This window comes from Streptomyces halobius (assembly GCF_023277745.1).
GTDB lineage: Bacteria > Actinomycetota > Actinomycetes > Streptomycetales > Streptomycetaceae > Streptomyces > Streptomyces halobius.
Genome location: NZ_CP086322.1, coordinates 7,085,015 through 7,102,305 on the forward strand (window position 1 = coordinate 7,085,015; position 17,291 = coordinate 7,102,305).

A 17,291-nucleotide genomic window follows, 5' to 3' on the forward strand; every position below is an offset into this window, starting at 1 on the left:
CCCGGGTGGGGCGAGGCTCCGGAACGGAACGGGGGGCCGGCTGCCGGTCACGCCGTCAGATGCCTGGTGGGAGCGGAAAATCGGAGGTCCGGGCGACGGCTTCCGGAAGCCCCGGGCACCCCATCGGAGGGCGACGCGGCGCGTTGGGCACCCTCCCCGCGCGACCCCAAATAGCGTCCAGTAGGGTTTGGTCCGCATAAACATCCAAACCCCTGCCCGACGCAGGGCGGCGACCGACCAGCGAGGTAAGGCCGCAGCCGACCGCGCGGGCGAGACTCTCGGGAAGGCGCTACGTGAGTCCCAACGGCTCCGACCGCTCGTCGCGGCGCCCGATGCGGCGGAAGCTGCCGCAGGTGCTTGCTGCGGGCCTGGTCCTGGCGACCGCGACTGGTTGCACATATAAGGACTTCCCCCGCCTCGGCATGCCGACGCCCGTCACCGACGAGGCGCCGCGGATCCTCTCTCTTTGGCAGGGCTCCTGGGCCGCCGCCCTCGCAACGGGTGTGCTGGTCTGGGGTCTGATCATTTGGAGCGTGATCTTCCACCGCCGCAGCAGGACCAAGGTGGAGGTCCCCGCACAGACGCGGTACAACATGCCGATCGAGGCGTTGTACACGATTGTGCCGTTCATCATCATCGCGGTGCTCTTCTACTTCACCGCGCGCGATGAGAACGCTCTCCTCAAGACTTCCAAGAAGCCGGACCACGTCATCAACGTGGTGGGCTTCCAGTGGAGCTGGGCGTTCAACTACATGGAGAACGTGGACGGCGACAAGTCGACCACGAACATCAACTCCAAGGCGCTCTCCGCTCTCCCGGACAAGTGGAAGAAGAGCGCTCCGGCCGGTGCCGAAGGCGTCTACGACGAGGGCACCCCGGGCGAGCGCAACCCGCAGAACGGCAACCCGGGGCCGACCCTGTGGCTGCCCAAGGGCGAGACGGTCCAGTTCGTCCTGACGTCGCGTGACGTCATCCACTCCTTCTGGGTGGTGCCGTTCCTGATGAAGCAGGACGTCATTCCGGGCCACACCAACGTCTTCGAGGTGACTCCCAACAAGGAGGGCACCTTCATGGGCAAGTGCGCCGAGCTCTGCGGCGTCGACCACTCCCGGATGCTCTTCAACGTCAAGGTCGTCTCCCCTGAGCGGTACCAGGAGCACCTCAAGGAACTGGCGAAGAAGGGCCGGACCGGTTACCTGCCGGCGGGCATCGCGCAGACGGACCACGCCAGGAACGCGGAGACCAAGAACCGATGAGCATCCTCAACGAACCCCAGGGTGCCGCCGCAGCAGAGGACTCGTACGAGAACGAGCTGCCGGTGCGCCCGAAGCAGCCGGGTAACACGGTGATCAAGTGGCTGACGACCACTGACCACAAGACCATCGGCACGCTGTATCTGGTCACCTCGTTCGTCTTCTTCTGCGTCGGCGGCCTGATGGCGCTCCTCATGCGCGCCGAGCTGGCCCGTCCGGGCACGCAGATCATGTCGAACGAGCAGTTCAACCAGGCGTTCACGATGCATGGCACGATCATGCTGCTGATGTTCGCGACGCCGCTGTTCGCCGGATTCGCGAACTGGATCATGCCGCTGCAGATCGGCGCGCCCGACGTGGCGTTCCCGCGGCTGAACATGTTCGCCTACTGGCTCTACCTCTTCGGCTCGCTGATCGCGGTGGCCGGCTTCCTCACCCCGCAGGGCGCGGCGGACTTCGGCTGGTTCGCGTACTCGCCGCTCTCGGACGCGGTGCGCTCGCCGGGCGTCGGCGCCGACATGTGGATCATGGGTCTGGCCTTCTCCGGCTTCGGCACGATCCTCGGTTCGGTCAACTTCATCACGACGATCATCTGCATGCGCGCGCCCGGCATGACGATGTTCCGGATGCCGATCTTCACCTGGAACGTGCTGCTGACCGGTGTGCTGGTCCTGCTCGCCTTCCCGGTTCTGGCCGCCGCGCTGTTCGCCCTGGAGGCGGACCGCAAATTCGGGTCGCACATCTTCGACGCCGCGAATGGCGGGGCACTGCTCTGGCAGCACCTCTTCTGGTTCTTCGGCCATCCAGAGGTCTACATCATCGCGCTGCCGTTCTTCGGCATCGTTTCCGAGGTCATTCCGGTGTTCTCCCGGAAGCCGATGTTCGGTTACATCGGTCTGATCGCGGCGACGATCTCCATCGCCGGCCTTTCGGTCACGGTCTGGGCGCACCACATGTATGTGACGGGCGGTGTGCTCTTGCCGTTCTTCTCCTTCATGACCTTCCTGATCGCGGTCCCGACCGGTGTGAAGTTCTTCAACTGGATCGGCACGATGTGGAAGGGCTCGCTGTCCTTCGAAACACCGATGCTGTGGGTGGTCGGCTTCCTGATCACCTTCACCTTCGGTGGTCTGACCGGCGTCATCCTGGCGTCGCCGCCGATGGACTTCCACGTCTCGGACTCGTACTTCGTCGTGGCGCACTTCCACTACGTCGTCTTCGGCACCGTCGTCTTCGCGATGTTCGCCGGCTTCCACTTCTGGTGGCCGAAGTTCACCGGCAAGATGCTGGACGAGCGGCTCGGCAAGATCACGTTCTGGACGCTGTTCGTGGGCTTCCACGGGACCTTCCTCGTCCAGCACTGGCTGGGCGCCGAGGGCATGCCGCGGCGTTACGCGGACTACCTCGCGGCCGACGGCTTCACGGCGCTGAACACCATCTCGACGATCAGCTCCTTCGTGCTGGGCCTGTCGATGCTGCCGTTCCTCTACAACGTCTGGAAGACGGCGAAGTACGGCAAGAAGATCGAGGTCGACGACCCGTGGGGCTACGGCCGCTCGCTGGAGTGGGCGACGTCCTGCCCGCCGCCGCGGCACAACTTCCTCACGCTGCCGCGTATTCGCTCCGAATCCCCGGCGTTCGATCTGCACCACCCGGAGATCGCCGCTCTGGACGCGCTCCAGAGCCACGGCCCTTCGGCTGACAACGCCGTCACCGGCGGCAAGGAGGCGGGCAAGTGAAGATCCAGGGCAAGATGTTCATCTGGCTCGGCGTCTTTATCCTCGCCATTGCGATCGTCTATGGCGTGTGGTCGAAGGAGCCGGCCGGCACCACCGCGCTCTTCCTGGCGTTCGGTCTGGCCGTCATGATCGGCTACTACCTGGCCTTCACGGCCCGGCGGGTGGACGCGGGCGCGCAGGACAACGAGAACGCCGAGGTGTCGGACGACGCGGGCGAGCTGGGCTTCTTCAGCCCGCACAGCTGGCAGCCGCTGGCCCTGGGCGTCGGTGGCGCGCTCGCCTTCATGGGCGTCATCTTCGGCTGGTGGTTGCTCTACTTCTCGATGCCGGTGATCCTCGTGGGCCTGTTCGGCTGGGTCTTCGAGTACTACCACGGTGAGAGCCGCACGCAGTAAGGCGGCACACACACCGCACGGGCGGGCCCGGACACCTCAACAGGTGCCCGGGCCCGCTCCGTTTCGCCCGCTCCGTTTCGGCGTAGGGGAGACCCGTTTGCAGTCTTCCAGCGCGCTGAATCAGGTGATTCTTCATAGTTTTGGGGCATGAGCCACAGACCTCGAACCCGGAAAGTGCTGAGCTGCGGCCTTCTGATAGTGCCCCTGGCGGTGAGCGCCGCTGCTTGCGGGAACTCGTCGGAGTCGCTCTCCGCCCAGCCCTACGACGCGGCCGACCAGATCTCCGCCAACATCCCGGACGGCAAGCGCAAAGCGGATCCGAACAAGCCGCTTGAGGTCTCCGTCAAGGATGGCGAGGCGCGGATCACGGACGTGACCGCCACCGACGCCTCCGGCCGCTACATACGCGGCGAACTGAGCGCCGACGGCAGGCGCTGGCACACCACCGTGCCACTGGCCGCCGGCACCCGCTACACGGTGCGGGTCAGCACCGAGGACGAGGACGGCTCCCCGGGCCGCAAGACGTTCGTCGTCGACACCACCGACGCCGACAACCGGCTCCGTGTCGCCTTCGGCCCGGACAGCGGCACCTACGGCGTCGGCCAGCCGGTCACCGCCGAGCTCAGCCGCCCGGTGACCGACCCCAAGGCACGGGCCGTCGTCGAAAGCGCCCTGAAGGTCGACTCCACGCCCCGCGTCGAGGGCTCCTGGCACTGGGTGGACGACAAGTCGCTGCACTTCCGCCCGAAGGATTACTGGCCCGCCCACGCCACCATCGCGGTGCACAGCAACCTGGAAGGCCTGAAGATCTCCGGTGGGCTCTACGGGGGATCCGCCAAGCCCGTACGGCTCACCACGGGCGACCGGGTGGAGGCCATCACCGACGCCTCGTCGCACCAGATGACGGTGCTGCGCAACGGCAAGGCGGTGCACACCATCCCCGTCACCACCGGCAAGCCCGGCTACTCGACCCGCAACGGCGTCAAGGTCATCCTCGGCAAGGAGAGCTTCGTACGGATGACCAGCGCCAGCATCGGCGCCTCGGACTTCTACGATCTGCCGGTCTACTGGGCCACCCGGGTCACCTGGAGCGGCGAGTACGTACACGCCGCCCCCTGGTCCGTCGGCGCGCAGGGCGCGGCCAACGTCAGCCACGGCTGCACCGGGATGTCCACCGCCAACGCCCAGTGGTTCTTCAACAACGTGCAGGTCGGCGACATCATCAAGGTCGTCAACAGCGAGGGCGAGGCGATGGCGCCGTTCGGGAACGGCTTCGGCGACTGGAACATGCCCTGGAAGGAATGGCGCGACGGCAGCGCGCTGCGGAACAAGGGCGCCACCAGGACAGGAGCGGCCGAGCGGGAGCCGCGGACCGACGACTCCGCCCGGCTGCGTCCCGAGCTCTGAGGGCGGCTCGGAGGAGGCTCACAGCGCCGCTCAGACGGCCGCCGACACCTGGGTGAGGAGCCTGCGGCGCAGCAGAGAGGCCAGCGCGTCCGCGAACGCCACCGGGTCCAGGGGATGTGTCACCGCGGCGTCCGCCCGGCTCCAGGTGGCCAGCCAGGCGTCCTGCGGGCGGCCGATCAGCAGCAGCACCGGGGGGCACTGGAAGATCTCGTCCTTGATCTGCCGGCAGACGCCCATACCGCCCGCCGGCGCGGTCTCGCCATCCAGTACACAGACATCGATACCGCCCTGCTCCAGGGCCTCCAGGACGGCGGGCTGGGTGGCGCACTCCACGAGCTCGACCGGCGGGACATCGGCGGCGGGCCGCCGGCCGACCGCCAGCCGGACCTGCTCGCGGGTGTTGGCGTTGTCGCTGTAGACCAGCACCGTGGCAGTCGCCTGCATCGTTCCTCCACGCTTTCGTAGCGGCCAGCATCGGGTCGGACCTTGGGCGGATGCTACTCCCGCAGGGGCCTTCGCAGCAGGGTTCGTCGCTGTCCAAGATCTGACCGACGGGCCGTCAGGACCGGCCGCGGCGGGCGGCGGGGGCCCCGGCCGGAGCGGGACTTCCCCCCTTCGGGCGACTGGCGGAATGGTCCGGACGAGCAGGGCATACGTCCTTGACACACCGAACGGGACCCCCCGGAGTGAGGGCGGGATAAGCGACCGACATAATGTCGGTCGTGGCGACAGCAACGACAGTAGAAACCGGGCACGCGCACCCGTCGGTCAATCGGCCGAACCTCACCAGCGTCGGAACCATCATCTGGCTGAGTTCCGAGCTGATGTTCTTCGCGGCCCTCTTCGCGATGTACTTCACCCTTCGATCGGTGACCGGGACCGAGTATTGGAAGGAATCGGCCGAAGCGCTGAATCTTCCCTTCTCGGCGACGAACACCACGATCCTGGTACTCAGCTCCCTGACCTGCCAACTCGGTGTTTTCGCAGCCGAGCGCGGCGATGTCAAGAAGCTCCGGACCTGGTTCGTGGTCACCTTCATCATGGGTGCCATCTTCATCGGCGGTCAGGTCTTCGAGTACACGGAGCTGGTCACCGGCGAGGGCATTACGCTCGCGTCCGGCCCGTACGGCTCGGTGTTCTACCTGACCACCGGTTTCCACGGACTGCATGTGACGGGCGGTCTGATCGCCTTCCTGCTGGTCCTGGGCAGGACATACGCGGCCAAGAGGTTCACCCACACGCAGGCCACCGCGGCCATCGTCGTGTCCTACTACTGGCACTTCGTCGATGTCGTCTGGATCGGCCTCTTCGCCACGATCTACCTGATCCGGTAACCGGTGCGCGGCCTGGTTGCCGCGCCCGCGGTTCCGACAGACATAGCCAAAGCATCGACGCAGAAGATCCTGACACCGGGGTAATCCGTGAAAAAGCTCTCCGCACGACGGCGCCATCCGCTGGCGGCGCTCGTCGTCCTACTCTTCGCGCTGGCGGTCACGGGGGGGCTGTACGCCGCGTTCGCGCCGGCGGACAAGGCTCAGGCCGAAGACTCCGCCCAGTCCCTCGCCATCGAGGAGGGCAAAAAGCTCTACGCCGTCGGCTGTGCAAGCTGCCACGGCACCGGCGGTCAGGGCACCTCCGACGGCCCGAGCCTGGTCGGCGTCGGCGCCGCAGCCGTTGACTTCCAGGTCGGCACCGGCCGGATGCCGGCGCAGCAGCCCGGCGCCCAGGTGCCGCGGAAGAAGAACATCTACACCAACGCCCAGATCGACCAGCTCGCGGCGTATGTCGCGTCGCTGGGCGCCGGCCCGTCCGTGCCGGACAAGGAGCAGTACAGCCCGGAGGGCGCCGACATCGGCAAGGGCGGCGAGCTGTTCCGTACGAACTGCGCGCAGTGCCACAACTTCACCGGTAAGGGCGGCGCCCTGACCAACGGGAAGTACGCACCGACGCTTGAGGGCGTGTCCCCGAAGCACATCTACGAGGCCATGGAGACCGGCCCGCAGAACATGCCTTCCTTCGGCGACGGCAGCCTCTCCAAGGAAAACAAGAAGGACATCATCGCGTACCTGGAAGCCGTCAACTCCGATAAGACCGAGAGCCCCGGCGGCCTGCCCCTCGGTGGCCTCGGCCCGGTGGTCGAGGGTCTCTTCGGTTACATCTTCGGGCTCGGTGCGCTGATCGTTGTCGCCATCTGGGTCGCTGCCCGGACTACGAAGGCCAAGAAGTCATGAGTGAGACTGGACGACACGCAGACGTGCCAGAAGAAACCCTTCCCAGTGAGCGGGAGACGGCTCACGTCGCGGTGGAGAAGGCGGAGAACCCGTTCGCCGATCCGGGGCTGCCGCCCCACGAGCACCGCATCCAGGACATCGACGAGCGGGCCGCCAAGCGCTCCGAGCGCACCGTCGCGTTGCTCTTCGTGGTGTCCATGCTCGCCACGGTCGGCTTCATCGCCGCGTACGTGGCCATTCCGGTCGACAAGGTCGTCTACATCTGGCCGATCGGTCTCACCAGCGCGCTGAACTTCTCGCTCGGTCTGACCCTCGGTGTGGCGCTCTTCTGCATCGGTGCCGGCGCGGTCCACTGGGCCCGCACGCTGATGTCGGACGAGGAGGTCGCCGACGAGCGGCACCCGATCGAGGCGGAGCCCGAGGTCAAGACCAAGGTCCTGGCGGACTTCGCGGACGGCGCGAAGGAGTCCGGCTTCGGACGGCGCAAGCTGATCCGCAACACGATGTTCGGCGCGCTGGCCCTGGTGCCGCTCTCCGGCGTCGTCCTGCTGCGCGACCTCGGGCCGCTGCCCGAGAACAAGCTGCGCACCACGGGCTGGAAGCGGGGCATCCGCCTGGTCAACCAGTCCACCAACCTCCCGCTGCGTCCCGAGGACATCGCGGTCGGCTCCTTGACCTTCGCCAAGCCCGAGGGCCTGGAGGAGGACGACCACGACTTCAACAACAAGATCGCCAAGGACGCCCTGATGCTCGTGCGGCTCCAGCCGCAGGACATCAAGGACAAGCGGGAACTCGAATGGTCGCACGAGGGCATCGTCGCGTTCTCGAAGATCTGCACGCATGTGGGCTGCCCGGTCAGCCTGTACGAGCAGCAGACGCACCACGTGCTCTGCCCGTGTCACCAGTCGACCTTCGACCTCGCTGACGGCGCCCGCGTGATCTTCGGCCCGGCCGGACACGCGCTGCCGCAGCTGAACATCACGGTGAAGGACGGCTTCCTCGAAGCCGCGAGCGGCTTCGAAGAGCCCGTCGGCCCGAGCTTCTGGGAGCGCGGATGAGTAACGAAACGGCCGCGACCACCACGCGTCGCGGCAAGGCGCCGCGGGGCGAGCGGGTCGCCGACTGGGCGGACGGCCGGCTGGGCATCTACAGCCTCGCCAAGGCCAATATGCGCAAGATCTTCCCGGACCACTGGTCCTTCATGCTGGGTGAGGTCGCGCTCTACAGCTTCATCATCATCATCCTGACCGGTGTCTATCTGACGCTGTTCTTCCACCCGAGCATGGCCGAGGTCGTCTACCACGGCTCGTACGTGCCCCTGCACGGGGTCCGGATGACGCAGGCCTTCGAGTCGACGCTGAACATCAGCTTCGACGTCCGGGGCGGGCTGCTTATAAGGCAGATCCACCACTGGGCGGCCCTGGTCTTCCTGGCCGCGATGATGGTCCACATGATGCGGGTGTTCTTCACCGGCGCGTTCCGCAAGCCGCGTGAGATCAACTGGCTGTTCGGCTTCCTGCTGTTCGTGCTGGGCATGTTCACCGGCTTCACCGGCTACTCGCTCCCCGACGACCTGCTGTCCGGCACCGGTGTGCGGTTCATCGAGGGCGTCATCCTGTCGATGCCGCTGATCGGTTCGTACCTGCAGATGTTCATCTTCGGCGGGGAGTTCCCGGGCCACGACATCATTCCGCGGTTCTTCACGATCCACGTACTGCTGTTGCCGGGCATCATGCTGGGTCTGCTGGTGGCACACCTGATCCTGGTCTTCTACCACAAGCACACGCAGTTCCCGGGTGCCGGAAAGACCAACAACAACGTCGTCGGTATGCCGCTGCTGCCGGTCTACATGGCCAAGGCCGGAGGCTTCTTCTTCCTGGTCTTCGGTGTGATCACGGTGATCGCGGGGATCGCCAGCATCAACCCGGTGTGGGCGATCGGCCCCTACCGAGCCGACCAGGTGTCCACCGGCGCCCAGCCCGACTGGTATATGGGCTTCGCCGAGGGCCTGGTGCGTGTCATGCCGGGCTGGGAGTGGGACTTCTGGGGTCACACCCTCAACTTCGGTGTGCTGATCCCGATCCTGGTCTTCCCGCTGGTCCTGATCGCCATCGCGGTCTACCCGTTCGTCGAGTCCTGGGTGCGGGGCGACAAGCGCGAGCACCACATCCTGGACCGTCCGCGCAACGCCCCGACCCGTACCGCCTTCGGTGTGGCCTGGCTGGTCGCGTACTTCGTGATGCTGGTCGGTGGCGGTAACGACCTGTGGGCGACGCACTTCCACCTGTCGATCAATTCCATCACCTGGTTCGTCCGGATCGCGTTCTTCGCCGGGCCGGTGCTGGCCTTCATCGCCACCAAGCGGATCTGCATGGGTCTGCAGCGGCGCGACCGGGACAAGGTGCTGCACGGACGCGAGTCCGGGGTCATCAAGCGGCTGCCGCACGGTGAGTTCATCGAGGTCCACGAGCCGCTCGACCAGGAGCAGCTGCATGTGCTCACCCAGCACGAGCAGCCCGAGCCGATCGAGCTCGGCCCGGAGGTCGACGAGAACGGCGTCAAGCGGAAGATCACCCGGAGGCAGAAGCTGCGCGCCAAGCTCTCCCAGGGCTACTACGGGAAGGACAATGTCATCCCGAAGGCCGCGGTGGAGGAGTACCAGGAGATCACCAGCGGCCACGGCCACCACTGATCACCGCGGCGCCTCGGCACCGTAGGCAACGCCACCCAGAGGGCCCCGTCCGTCGTTCGGACGGGGCCCTCCGGCGTGTCCGGGGGTCGGTAGGGTGACGGTGAGAGCAGGAGACGAACCAGGAGTGTGGACCATGAACGCGGTGACCCCGGTAGGCGGCGACGGCGTGGCGGCCCACACCTGGCCGGGCCTCCTGAACGCCCTGCTCGACGGCCGGGACCTCACCGCGGACGACACCGCCTGGGCGATGGACAGGATCATGCGGGGCGAGGCCGGCGACGCCCAGATCGCCGGCTTCGCGGTGGCCCTGCGGGCCAAGGGCGAAACCGTCGCCGAGATCTCCGGCCTCGTCCGGGCCATGTACGAACACGCCCGGCTGATCGAGGTGCCGGGGCCGAGCGTGGACATCGTCGGCACCGGCGGCGACGGCGCCAAGACCGTCAACATCTCCACCATGTCGTCGATCGTGGTGGCCGGTACCGGCGCGAAGGTCGTCAAGCACGGCAACCGCGCCGCGTCGTCCGCCAGCGGCGCCTCCGACGTCCTGGAGAAGCTCGGCGTCAACCTCGATCTCACCCCGGAGCGGGTCACCGAGGTCGCCGAGGAAGCCGGCATCACCTTCTGCTTCGCGGTGAGGTTCCATCCCGCGCTGCGGCATGTCGCCCCCGCCCGGGGCCAGCTCGGCATCCGTACGACCTTCAATGTGCTGGGCCCGCTGACCAACCCGGCGAAGGTCCGGGCCCAGGCCACCGGTGTCGCGGACACCCGGATGGCGCCGATCCTGGCCGGGGTGCTCGCCGAGCGCGGCTCGTCGGCCCTGGTGTTCCGCGGGGACGACGGCCTGGACGAGCTGACGACGACGGCGACCTCCCGGGTGTGGATCGTTCGGGACGGCACGGTGCGCGAGGAGTCCTTCGACCCCCGGGACGCCGGGATCCCCCTGGTGCCGGTGGAGGCGCTGCGCGGCGCGGACGCGTCGTACAACGCGGATGTGGCGCGCCGGGTGCTGGACGGCGAGACCGGGCCGGTGCGGGACGCGGTGCTGCTGAACTCCGCGGCGGCGCTGGTGGCCTTGGAGCCCACGGACGCCCCGCTCGCGGAGCAGATCCGGGCGGGTGTCGAGAAGGCCGCCGAGTCGGTCGACTCCGGGGCGGCGAAGCGGGCGCTGGAGCGCTGGGTGGCCGCCAGCAACCGGTGAGCGGAGCGGCGCCGCGCCGCATGTGACGCAGGGCCCAGTCCGCCATACGGACTGGGCCCTTGCGCGTAAACGCTCTTGTGGCATGATTCTGCGCAGGTCACGAGTGACAGTGCGACAGGCCCCGGCCCGCTGTCCGGCAACCCTCCTTCCGTGGCGGGGTGCCCCGGGTGATGACCGGGCCGCAGGCAGCGAGGTCTGCGGCAAGCGCGGATCCCTCGCCAGGGATCCTGGTCTTCGAGGGAGCTCCTTCCGTGATTCAGCGAATGCGATAGGGCCGACGGCCCCTTTTCCGCACCCTTTTTCTCTCCACGCTGCGGCGCCACGCCCTGCCCTTGTCACACCCCTGCACGCGTGCGTCCGCAGCGAATTCGCTTACCTCTTACGGGAGATCGCCATGCCTGTTTCCGCTGTTGCCGCCGACCGTTCCGTTTGTGCCCCGCTGCCGGTTCTGGGAAGGGATGTCCGCGTCCCGCTCGTGACCGGCGGCGAAGTCGACTACGCCGCGCTGGACTACGCCGCCAGCGCGCCGGCGCTGCAACGGGTCTGGGACGACGTCGCCGCCTACGCGCCCTACTACGGCAGCGTGCACCGCGGCGCCGGATACCTCTCGCAGCTCTCCACCGACCTCTTCGAGAACAGCCGCGCCACCATCGCCGCCTTCCTCGGCTGCCGCATCGAAGGGGGCCGGGGCGAAGCCCCGTCGGGCAAGGGTGGTGGGGGGCGACGGGAGGGCGACCAGGTCGTCTTCACCCGCTCCACCACCGACTCCCTCAACCTCCTCGCGTCCGCACTCCCGGACCGCACCCGGGTGTTCGTCTTCGAGACCGAGCACCACGCCTCGCTGCTGCCGTGGGAGCGGCGCCCGGACACCGCCGTGACCTACCTGAACGCACCGCGCACCCCGCAGCAGGCGGTGGACACCCTGGAGCAGGCGCTGGCCGCACGCGACCCCTACGGCCCCGCGCTGGTGTGCGTCACCGGCGCTTCGAACGTCACCGGTGAGCTCTGGCCCGTCAAGGAGCTGGCCGCCGCCGCCCACGCGCACGGCGCCCGCATCGTGCTCGACGCCGCGCAGCTGGCGCCCCACCACCCCGTCGACATCACCGAACTGGACGTCGACTGGGTCGCCTTCTCCGGTCACAAGCTGTACGCGCCGTTCGGGGCCGGTGTGCTGGCCGGCCGGGCGGACTGGCTGCAGGCGGCCGAGCCGTATCTCGCGGGCGGCGGCGCGAGCCGCACGGTGGCCCGCCGTACGGACGGCGGCGTGGACGTCGAGTGGCACACCACCGCGGCCCGGCACGAGGCCGGCTCGCCCAACGTCATCGGCGCGTACGCCATCGCCGCCGCCTGCCAGGCGCTGACCGAGGCCGGGTTCGACGGCCTGGTCGCGCGCGAGCAGCAGCTGATCACCCGGCTCCGGGAGGGCCTGGCCGAGGTGCCCGAGGTGCGCGTCCTCTCGCTCTTCGGCGAGGACGCGGCGCGGGTGGGTGTCCTCTCCTTCGTCGTCGAGGGGTGGAACAGCTCGCACTTTGCGGCTGCGCTGTCCGCGGAGTACGGCATCGGCGTGCGCGACGGCCTGTTCTGCGCGCATCCGCTCGTGCGGACCCTGCTGGGCAGCGCGCCGGAGGAACCGGGGGAGTGCGGCGCCCCGGAGGCCGCCCCCGGCGAGAAGTCGCTGAACGCGATCCGGGTGAGCTTCGGCGCCGGGACGCCGGACGAACATGTGGAGCGGTTCGTCCGGGCGGTCGGGGAGTTGGTCGCCGACGGTGCGCGCTGGAAGTACGGCACGCAGGACGGCCGTTGCGTTCCGCTGCGCTTTGCCTGAGCCGACGTCTTTGGCTGTCCCGCCGTTGCTCCTCCACGCCGTTCGGGCAGTGGGGGAGCAACGGCGAAACACCCCGCGGCGGGGAAGCCGGAAACGTCGGCGAACCCCCGCCGCAGGCGCACCTCTCACGGCGGGGAGGCCGAAGACGGCGCAGGCTCGCCGCCGGCGCAACCAGCACGGCGGGACAGCCGGAACGTCGGCTCGGGCAAAGCGCAGCGGACAGCCGAAAACGTGGGGCTCGGACGCTACGCGTCCAAGCCGATGGCGAACGCCGCCTCCAAGTCATGCTGCGAATACGTCCGAAACGCGATATGCGTCTCGGTCGAGACGACGCCCGGGATCCTGCTGATCCGGCCGGGGATGACATCCGCGAGCTCGTCGTGCTCGGCGACCCTCACCATGGCGATCAAGTCGTGCGCCCCGGTAACCGAATACACCTCGCTGACCCCCTCCAGCGCGGCGATCTTCTCGGCGATCTCCGGGATCTGGTCCACGCTGGTCTTGATGAGCACGATCGACGTGATCACGGCTGGCTCTCTCCCTCGGTGGCCGGGTCGTTTCCCCTGGTGGGCACCACACTATCCCTCCCGTAGCGGACCCATGCGTACAGGAAGCCGAGCGCGAAGCCGACCACATGCGCCAGGTAGGCGACTCCGGGGCCGTTGGGGTCGTCCTGCGCGGCCTGCCACTGCAGGACGAACCAGAAGAGCAGCACGATCCAGGCGGGGAAGCGCAGCGGCAGGAAGAACAGGAACGGGAAGACGCTGGTCACCCGGGCCCTGGGGAAGAGGTAGAGGAAGGCGCCCAGGATGCCGGAGATCGAGCCGGAGGCGCCGACCAGGGTCTGGCCGGAGGTGGCGTGCGCGGCGGCGTAGCCGAGCAGTGCCAGATAGCCGGTGCCGAGGTAGAAGGCGAGGAACGGCAGCCGGCCCATCCGCTGCTCGGTCATGGCTCCGAAGACGTACAGGAACAGCATGTTGCCGAGCAGGTGCAGCCAGCTGCCGTGCACGAACAGCGCGGTCAGCGGGGTGACCAGGGCCCGTACCGAGCCGCTCCACAGGTCGGCCGGGATCACACCCCAGCGCTCGAAATAGGCGGTCTGGGCGTGCAGCAGGGCATCGCCGGTGCCGTATATCCGGGTGAGGCCCGAGGCGGGGCCGATGACGAAGAGTGCGCAGCACAGGGCGGTCAGCAGATGCGTCATCCGGGAGAACACCGAGGTCAGGGATCTGGCCGGACGGGGCGGCCGGGGGAAGCCGGGGGAACGGAAGAAGGGGGACGGCGCCGTCATGAGGTGATCATGACTCAATGCCGGGCAATCGGGACAGAGCGCCTCGCCGCGTCCCGCGTCCTGGGCAGCGCCCGCACCCGCCCGCCGTCAGGCCGTAGGGTTACAGGCAGTACTTTGCGTACTTCCGCAGTCCGACGGCGTACCGCGTGAACCGCGCAGCAGCACGAGATCGACGAGCACGAAAGAGGACGAGACGATGGCTGTTCCCCTGCCGACGGCCGAAACCCGGTGGCGTTGCACGCTGTGCGGCAACCTCACGCGTTTCGATGTGACCCGCCGTTCCAAGGTCGTGGAGTACGTCCACCTGGACCTGGCGGGGGAGCCGAAGGTGGAGGAGCGCGACGTGCTCACCGAGAGCATCGAGTCCGTGCGCTGCCGCTGGTGCAACGCGGTCGACCAGGTCGAGCTGGTGGACCGGCCGGGCGCGAGCGCCTGAGATCGGAGCGATGCAGCCGTGGTGGAACGTCCGGAAAGGGAGCGGGGAGCGGAGCCTGTCGACGCATCCGAGGGTGCGGCCGACGAGGTGCTCGACCGTCCGCTGCCGGAGGGCGTACGGCGCCGGGTCGTGGCGCTCACCGCGGAGTCGTTCGGCGGCCTGACCGTCGCCGAACTGCCGCCCCCCTTGCGGCAGTACGCCCGTTTCACCCCGACCCGCCGGGCCAAGTTCGCGGGGAACGCGATGGCCGCCGCGCTGGAGAGCGACCCGGTCTTCCGGCAGCGGATCGCCGGCAAGCTCCGCGAGGCCCAGCCGGAGCTCGCCGAGGCGCTGGACGGGGGCACCGCGCCCGCGGCCGCCGACCCGTTGGATGTCGCCGCGGCCGCCTATGTGCTGCGTCCCGAAGGCTGGGTCAAGCTGGTCGCGGCGGCCGGTGAGGAGGCCCAGCGGGCCCGCGCCGAGCGGGCCGGCCAGGAGGCCGAGCGGGAGCTGAACCGGCTGCGCGAGGAGCTGGCGCGGGCGCGTACGGAGGCCCGTGCGGATGCCGAGCGGATCCGGGGCGACCTGGACGCCGTCCGCAAGGAGAACGAGTCGCTGCAGCGCAAGCTGCGCAGGGCGCAGAGCGACGTCAAGCGCGGTGAGGCCGCGGTGCGCAAGGCCGAGGCCGCGCTGGAGGCCCAGCGGTCCCAGGCCGCGACGGAGAAGACCGCGACGGACAGCGAGGTGCGCCGGCTCAAGGCCCGGGTCGCCGAGGTCGAGGCGGCGTTGGAGACCAGCCGGCGGGCCGCTCGCGAGGGCCGCAGCGTCGAGGACATGCGGCTGCGGCTGCTGCTGGACACGGTGCTGGACGCGGCCCAGGGGCTGCGCCGCGAGCTGGCGCTGCCGCCCGCGAGCGTGCATCCGGCGGACACCGTCGACGCGGTGGCGCCGGGCAAGATGACGCCGAAGGACATCGCGACACGCGCGCTGTCGGAGACGGACCCGGCGCTGCTCGACCAGCTTCTGGCCCTGCCGCAGGCGCATTTGGTGGTGGACGGCTACAACGTCACCAAAACCGGCTATCCCACCATGCCCTTGGACAAACAGCGGCTGCGGCTGCTGGGCGGGCTCGCGGTGCTGGCGGCGCAGACCGGCGCGGAGATGACCTGTGTTTTCGACGGTGCGGAGCTGGCGGCGCCGGTGCTGCTCGCGCCGCCGCGCGGGGTGCGGGTGCTGTTCAGCAAACCGGGCGTAACGGCCGATGAGTTGATTCGTCAGCTGGTAAGGGCCGAACCGCCCGGCCGTCCGGTCGTCGTGGTCTCCACGGACCGGGAAGTGGCCGACGGTGTGGCGAAGGCCGGCGCGCGGCCGGTCGCATCGGCCCTGCTCCTCAAGCGACTTGCCCGCACCTGACCTGGGCGATATGTCCCCTACGGGCCGTCTCTGAGCGTCAACTTGCACTCACTGCCAGTGTGATGTTGGTAAAGGATGAGCCGCGTGAGGCATTTTTTTCCTGTGAGGATTTGAAGCGATCATAACTCGGTTACTAAGGTCGGGCCTCGATCCTTCATGCAGATGATTATCCAACCGGGATGGTCAGTGAAGGAACCGCCGAGTCCGCGGCGTTCGCGCGGAGCCGGGGCCTTACCCCCACTTCCCGGTAGGCGGCTGGAGGAAGAAGGAGCTCGCCCCCGTGGCGTCCCACCGTCGACCCAAGCAGCCGAGCCGCACTCGCGTCACCGTGCTCACCGCGACCGCAGCCGCGGCCGTCGCCCTCTCGTCCCAGGCCGCCCAGGCCGACCCGGCACAGTCCAAGAAGGACGTCAAGGCCAAGGTCGACAAGCTCTACGAGGAGGCGGAGGCGGCGACCGAGAAGTACAACGGCGTCAAGGAGGAGCAGGACCAGCTCCAGAAGGAGGTCGAGGACCTCCAGGACAAGGTCGCCCGTGGCCAGCAGGAGCTGAACGAGCTCCGCAAGGGCCTCGGCGCCGTCGCCTCCGGCCAGTACCGCAGCGGCAGCATCGACCCCTCTGTCCAGCTGTTCCTCTCCGGCGACCCGGACACCTACCTGGAGAAGGCGTCCACGCTCGACCAGTTGAGCGGCAAGCAGGCCGAGCAGCTGAAGATCATCGCGGACAAGCAGCGCCGGCTGGCCCAGGAGCGCGCCGAGGCCGCCGGCAAGATTCAGGACCTCTCCGAGACGCGCAAGGCGCTCGGTGCCAGGAAGGACGAGATCCAGGGCAAGCTCGCCAAGGCGCAGGAGCTGCTCAACACCCTCACGGCCAAGGAGCGCGCCGCGCTGGCGGCCGCGGAGGAGCGCGCCAACCGCAGCAACGAGCGGGTGAACCTCGGCGACGACGTACCGGCCTCGCAACGCGGAGCGGCCGCCCTGTCCGCCGCGCAGACGAAGATGGGTTCGCCCTACGTCTGGGGCGCCACCGGCCCGTCCTCCTTCGACTGCTCGGGCCTGACCTCCTGGGCCTATCAGCAGGCCGGCCAGTCGCTGCCGCGCACCTCGCAGCAGCAGGCCAACGCCGGTACCCGCATCGGCTCGCAAGGCGCCCTCAAGCCCGGCGACCTGGTGCTCTTCTACGGCGACCTGCACCACATCGGCCTGTACGCGGGCAACGGCCAGGTGCTGCACGCGCCGAAGCCGGGCGCGAATGTGCGCTACGAGTCCATCAACAACATGCCGTTCATGTTCGGCGTGCGCGTCTGAAGCGTCCGGACCGTCTGAAGGCGGTGGGCTGAAAAGCCTCAGAATGCTCTCAACGCTCCGCCCGAACGGGCGATTTGCGGCCCCTGCCACTGACTTCCGCCCCGCCGGTGACCTGCGACGTCACCG

General features: G+C 68.5%; 16 protein-coding genes and 1 riboswitch. Of the genes, 13 read left to right on the forward strand and 3 right to left on the reverse strand.

The features are described from left to right. Positions 1–293: 293 nt before the first annotated feature. The 4 genes from ctaC (at position 294) to K9S39_RS32175 (ending at position 4,794) form a co-directional block, all read left to right on the forward strand. A complete protein-coding gene (ctaC, locus tag K9S39_RS32160) occupies positions 294–1,256 on the forward strand; it encodes an aa3-type cytochrome oxidase subunit II (RefSeq protein ID WP_248866843.1) in 963 nt (320 codons plus the stop codon). Beyond that, a complete protein-coding gene (gene ctaD, locus K9S39_RS32165) occupies positions 1,253–2,992 on the forward strand; it encodes an aa3-type cytochrome oxidase subunit I (RefSeq protein ID WP_248866844.1) in 1,740 nt (579 codons plus the stop codon). The genes ctaC and ctaD overlap by 4 nt, the downstream gene beginning before the upstream one ends. After that, positions 2,989–3,387 carry a cytochrome c oxidase subunit 4 gene (locus K9S39_RS32170; RefSeq protein ID WP_248866845.1) on the forward strand — a complete coding sequence of 133 codons (399 nt, stop codon included), beginning with the start codon at positions 2,989–2,991 and terminating at the stop codon, positions 3,385–3,387. The genes ctaD and K9S39_RS32170 overlap by 4 nt, the downstream gene beginning before the upstream one ends. Before the next feature lie 147 nt (positions 3,388–3,534). Beyond that, the gene (locus tag K9S39_RS32175; protein WP_248866846.1) at positions 3,535–4,794 is read left to right on the forward strand and encodes a L,D-transpeptidase; all 1,260 of its coding nucleotides are present in this window, start codon (positions 3,535–3,537) and stop codon (positions 4,792–4,794) included. Positions 4,795–4,824: 30 nt separating this feature from the next. On the opposite strand, the gene K9S39_RS32180 is transcribed toward K9S39_RS32175, so the two are convergent. After that, on the reverse strand, positions 4,825–5,238 hold the full coding sequence (locus K9S39_RS32180) for a hypothetical protein (RefSeq protein ID WP_248866847.1): 414 nt from the start codon (positions 5,236–5,238) through the stop codon (positions 4,825–4,827). Positions 5,239–5,507: 269 nt separating this feature from the next. On the opposite strand from K9S39_RS32180, the gene ctaE reads away from it, so the two are divergent. The 6 genes from ctaE to K9S39_RS32210 all read left to right on the forward strand — a co-directional run bounded on the left by ctaE (position 5,508) and on the right by K9S39_RS32210 (position 12,740). Continuing rightward, the gene (gene ctaE, locus K9S39_RS32185) at positions 5,508–6,128 is read left to right on the forward strand and encodes an aa3-type cytochrome oxidase subunit III (RefSeq protein ID WP_248866848.1); all 621 of its coding nucleotides are present in this window, start codon (positions 5,508–5,510) and stop codon (positions 6,126–6,128) included. Between the two features lie 87 nt (positions 6,129–6,215). Beyond that, the gene (qcrC, locus tag K9S39_RS32190; RefSeq protein ID WP_248866849.1) at positions 6,216–7,025 is read left to right on the forward strand and encodes a cytochrome bc1 complex diheme cytochrome c subunit; all 810 of its coding nucleotides are present in this window, start codon (positions 6,216–6,218) and stop codon (positions 7,023–7,025) included. Beyond that, positions 7,022–8,083, forward strand: coding sequence for a cytochrome bc1 complex Rieske iron-sulfur subunit (gene qcrA / locus K9S39_RS32195; RefSeq protein ID WP_406708048.1), 1,062 nt, complete (start codon positions 7,022–7,024; stop codon positions 8,081–8,083). Before qcrC ends, qcrA begins: the two co-directional genes overlap by 4 nt. After that, positions 8,080–9,717 carry a cytochrome bc1 complex cytochrome b subunit gene (gene qcrB / locus K9S39_RS32200; RefSeq protein ID WP_248866850.1) on the forward strand — a complete coding sequence of 546 codons (1,638 nt, stop codon included), beginning with the start codon at positions 8,080–8,082 and terminating at the stop codon, positions 9,715–9,717. The genes qcrA and qcrB overlap by 4 nt, the downstream gene beginning before the upstream one ends. A 133-nt stretch (positions 9,718–9,850) precedes the next feature. After that, the gene (gene trpD / locus K9S39_RS32205) at positions 9,851–10,915 is read left to right on the forward strand and encodes an anthranilate phosphoribosyltransferase (protein WP_248866851.1); all 1,065 of its coding nucleotides are present in this window, start codon (positions 9,851–9,853) and stop codon (positions 10,913–10,915) included. 95 nt (positions 10,916–11,010) lie between these two features. After that, a riboswitch (SAM riboswitch) is annotated at positions 11,011–11,128 on the forward strand. A 181-nt stretch (positions 11,129–11,309) separates the two neighbouring features. Beyond that, on the forward strand, positions 11,310–12,740 hold the full coding sequence (locus tag K9S39_RS32210) for an aminotransferase class V-fold PLP-dependent enzyme (RefSeq protein WP_248866852.1): 1,431 nt from the start codon (positions 11,310–11,312) through the stop codon (positions 12,738–12,740). A gap of 245 nt (positions 12,741–12,985) precedes the next feature. Here the strand turns inward: K9S39_RS32210 and K9S39_RS32215 are convergent, their stop codons facing one another. Both K9S39_RS32215 and K9S39_RS32220 read right to left on the reverse strand, forming a co-directional pair. After that, positions 12,986–13,267 carry an Lrp/AsnC family transcriptional regulator gene (locus K9S39_RS32215; RefSeq protein WP_248866853.1) on the reverse strand — a complete coding sequence of 94 codons (282 nt, stop codon included), beginning with the start codon at positions 13,265–13,267 and terminating at the stop codon, positions 12,986–12,988. Continuing rightward, complete coding sequence (locus tag K9S39_RS32220; RefSeq protein WP_248869053.1) at positions 13,264–13,944, reverse strand: rhomboid family intramembrane serine protease; 681 nt, start codon at positions 13,942–13,944, stop codon at positions 13,264–13,266. The genes K9S39_RS32215 and K9S39_RS32220 overlap by 4 nt, the downstream gene beginning before the upstream one ends. A 283-nt stretch (positions 13,945–14,227) precedes the next feature. Here K9S39_RS32220 and K9S39_RS32225 point away from each other — a divergent pair, with 283 nt between their 5' ends. From K9S39_RS32225 to K9S39_RS32235, 3 genes are all read left to right on the forward strand, one after another. Continuing rightward, positions 14,228–14,467, forward strand: a complete 240-nt coding sequence (locus K9S39_RS32225) for a hypothetical protein (RefSeq protein WP_248866854.1) — start codon at positions 14,228–14,230, stop codon at positions 14,465–14,467. Between the two features lie 18 nt (positions 14,468–14,485). Further along, on the forward strand, positions 14,486–15,859 hold the full coding sequence (locus K9S39_RS32230; RefSeq protein WP_248866855.1) for an NYN domain-containing protein: 1,374 nt from the start codon (positions 14,486–14,488) through the stop codon (positions 15,857–15,859). Positions 15,860–16,139: 280 nt separating this feature from the next. Further along, complete coding sequence (locus K9S39_RS32235) at positions 16,140–17,165, forward strand: C40 family peptidase (protein ID WP_248866856.1); 1,026 nt, start codon at positions 16,140–16,142, stop codon at positions 17,163–17,165. Positions 17,166–17,291 lie beyond the last annotated feature (126 nt).